The organism is Streptomyces sp. NPDC001678 (assembly GCF_042892945.1).
In the GTDB taxonomy this organism is placed as follows: domain Bacteria; phylum Actinomycetota; class Actinomycetes; order Streptomycetales; family Streptomycetaceae; genus Streptomyces.
Map to the genome: position 1 here is coordinate 1 of NZ_JBIAUP010000032.1, position 3,073 is coordinate 3,073.

The 3,073-nt window shown below is 58.1% G+C and carries 2 rRNA genes (1 of these 2 cut by a window edge); both read left to right on the forward strand.

Annotated elements, in window-relative coordinates:
* The first annotated feature begins 2 nt into the window (after window positions 1-2).
* A 16S ribosomal RNA gene (locus ACFYZR_RS32325) occupies window positions 3-1,526 on the forward strand.
* 275 nt (window positions 1,527-1,801) lie between these two features.
* Window positions 1,802-3,073 (forward strand): 23S ribosomal RNA (locus ACFYZR_RS32330) (it continues 1,491 nt past the right edge of the window).
* Together the 16S and 23S rRNA genes form the textbook arrangement of a ribosomal RNA operon.

A 3,073-nucleotide genomic window follows, 5' to 3' on the forward strand; every position in this document is an offset into this window, starting at 1 on the left:
CATTCACGGAGAGTTTGATCCTGGCTCAGGACGAACGCTGGCGGCGTGCTTAACACATGCAAGTCGAACGATGAAGCCCTTCGGGGTGGATTAGTGGCGAACGGGTGAGTAACACGTGGGCAATCTGCCCTTCACTCTGGGACAAGCCCTGGAAACGGGGTCTAATACCGGATACGACCTGCCGAGGCATCTTGGTGGGTGGAAAGCTCCGGCGGTGAAGGATGAGCCCGCGGCCTATCAGCTTGTTGGTGGGGTGATGGCCTACCAAGGCGACGACGGGTAGCCGGCCTGAGAGGGCGACCGGCCACACTGGGACTGAGACACGGCCCAGACTCCTACGGGAGGCAGCAGTGGGGAATATTGCACAATGGGCGAAAGCCTGATGCAGCGACGCCGCGTGAGGGATGACGGCCTTCGGGTTGTAAACCTCTTTCAGCAGGGAAGAAGCGCAAGTGACGGTACCTGCAGAAGAAGCGCCGGCTAACTACGTGCCAGCAGCCGCGGTAATACGTAGGGCGCAAGCGTTGTCCGGAATTATTGGGCGTAAAGAGCTCGTAGGCGGCTTGTCGCGTCGGATGTGAAAGCCCGGGGCTTAACCCCGGGTCTGCATTCGATACGGGCAGGCTAGAGTGTGGTAGGGGAGATCGGAATTCCTGGTGTAGCGGTGAAATGCGCAGATATCAGGAGGAACACCGGTGGCGAAGGCGGATCTCTGGGCCATTACTGACGCTGAGGAGCGAAAGCGTGGGGAGCGAACAGGATTAGATACCCTGGTAGTCCACGCCGTAAACGTTGGGAACTAGGTGTTGGCGACATTCCACGTCGTCGGTGCCGCAGCTAACGCATTAAGTTCCCCGCCTGGGGAGTACGGCCGCAAGGCTAAAACTCAAAGGAATTGACGGGGGCCCGCACAAGCAGCGGAGCATGTGGCTTAATTCGACGCAACGCGAAGAACCTTACCAAGGCTTGACATACACCGGAAACGGCCAGAGATGGTCGCCCCCTTGTGGTCGGTGTACAGGTGGTGCATGGCTGTCGTCAGCTCGTGTCGTGAGATGTTGGGTTAAGTCCCGCAACGAGCGCAACCCTTGTTCTGTGTTGCCAGCATGCCCTTCGGGGTGATGGGGACTCACAGGAGACTGCCGGGGTCAACTCGGAGGAAGGTGGGGACGACGTCAAGTCATCATGCCCCTTATGTCTTGGGCTGCACACGTGCTACAATGGCCGGTACAATGAGCTGCGATGCCGTGAGGTGGAGCGAATCTCAAAAAGCCGGTCTCAGTTCGGATTGGGGTCTGCAACTCGACCCCATGAAGTTGGAGTTGCTAGTAATCGCAGATCAGCATTGCTGCGGTGAATACGTTCCCGGGCCTTGTACACACCGCCCGTCACGTCACGAAAGTCGGTAACACCCGAAGCCGGTGGCCCAACCCTTGTGGAGGGAGCCGTCGAAGGTGGGACTGGCGATTGGGACGAAGTCGTAACAAGGTAGCCGTACCGGAAGGTGCGGCTGGATCACCTCCTTTCTAAGGAGCACATAGCCGACTGCGAGCGAATGACTCGCACGGTTGCTCATGGGTGGAACGTTGACTATTCGGCACAGTTTCTTCAGGGATCATTAGTACTGCTTCGGCGTGGAACGTGAATCAAGGAGAGGCTGGGCCGGGCACGCTGTTGGGTATCTGAGGGTACGAGCGTTGCTCGGACCTTCGATGCCGGCCCCGGTAAAGGTCTGCTTCGGCAGGGTGTGACGGGTGGCTGGTCGTTGTTTGAGAACTGCACAGTGGACGCGAGCATCTGTGGCCAAGTTTTTAAGGGCGCACGGTGGATGCCTTGGCACCAGGAACCGATGAAGGACGTGGGAGGCCACGATAGGCCCCGGGGAGCTGTCAACCGAGCTTTGATCCGGGGGTGTCCGAATGGGGAAACCCGGCAGTCGTCATGGGCTGTCACCCGCTGCTGAACACATAGGCAGTGTGGAGGGAACGCGGGGAAGTGAAACATCTCAGTACCCGCAGGAAGAGAAAACAACCGTGATTCCGGGAGTAGTGGCGAGCGAAACCGGATGAGGCCAAACCGTATGTGTGTGATACCCGGCAGGGGTTGCGCATGCGGGGTTGTGGGATCTCTCTTCAACAGTCTGCCGGCTGTTGGACGAGTCAGAAACCGTTGATGTAGGCGAAGGACATGCGAAAGGTCCGGCGTAGAGGGTAAGACCCCCGTAGCTGAAACATTGACGGCTCGTTTGAGAGACACCCAAGTAGCACGGGGCCCGAGAAATCCCGTGTGAATCTGGCGGGACCACCCGCTAAGCCTAAATATTCCCTGGTGACCGATAGCGGATAGTACCGTGAGGGAATGGTGAAAAGTACCGCGGGAGCGGAGTGAAATAGTACCTGAAACCGTGTGCCTACAAGCCGTGGGAGCGTCGCGCATCAAGCTTGCTTGGTGCGTCGTGACTGCGTGCCTTTTGAAGAATGAGCCTGCGAGTTTGCGGTGTGTTGCGAGGTTAACCCGTGTGGGGAAGCCGTAGCGAAAGCGAGTCCGAATAGGGCGATTGAGTAGCGCGCCCAAGACCCGAAGCGGAGTGATCTAGCCATGGGCAGGTTGAAGCGGAGGTAAGACTTCGTGGAGGACCGAACCCACCAGGGTTGAAAACCTGGGGGATGACCTGTGGTTAGGGGTGAAAGGCCAATCAAACTCCGTGATAGCTGGTTCTCCCCGAAATGCATTTAGGTGCAGCGTCGTGTGTTTCTTGCCGGAGGTAGAGCACTGGATAGGCGATGGGCCCTACCGGGTTACTGACCTTAGCCAAACTCCGAATGCCGGTAAGTGAGAGCGCGGCAGTGAGACTGTGGGGGATAAGCTCCATGGTCGAGAGGGAAACAGCCCAGAGCATCGACTAAGGCCCCTAAGCGTACGCTAAGTGGGAAAGGATGTGGAGTCGCAGAGACAACCAGGAGGTTGGCTTAGAAGCAGCCACCCTTGAAAGAGTGCGTAATAGCTCACTGGTCAAGTGATTCCGCGCCGACAATGTAGCGGGGCTCAAGCGTACCGCCGAAGTCGTGTCATT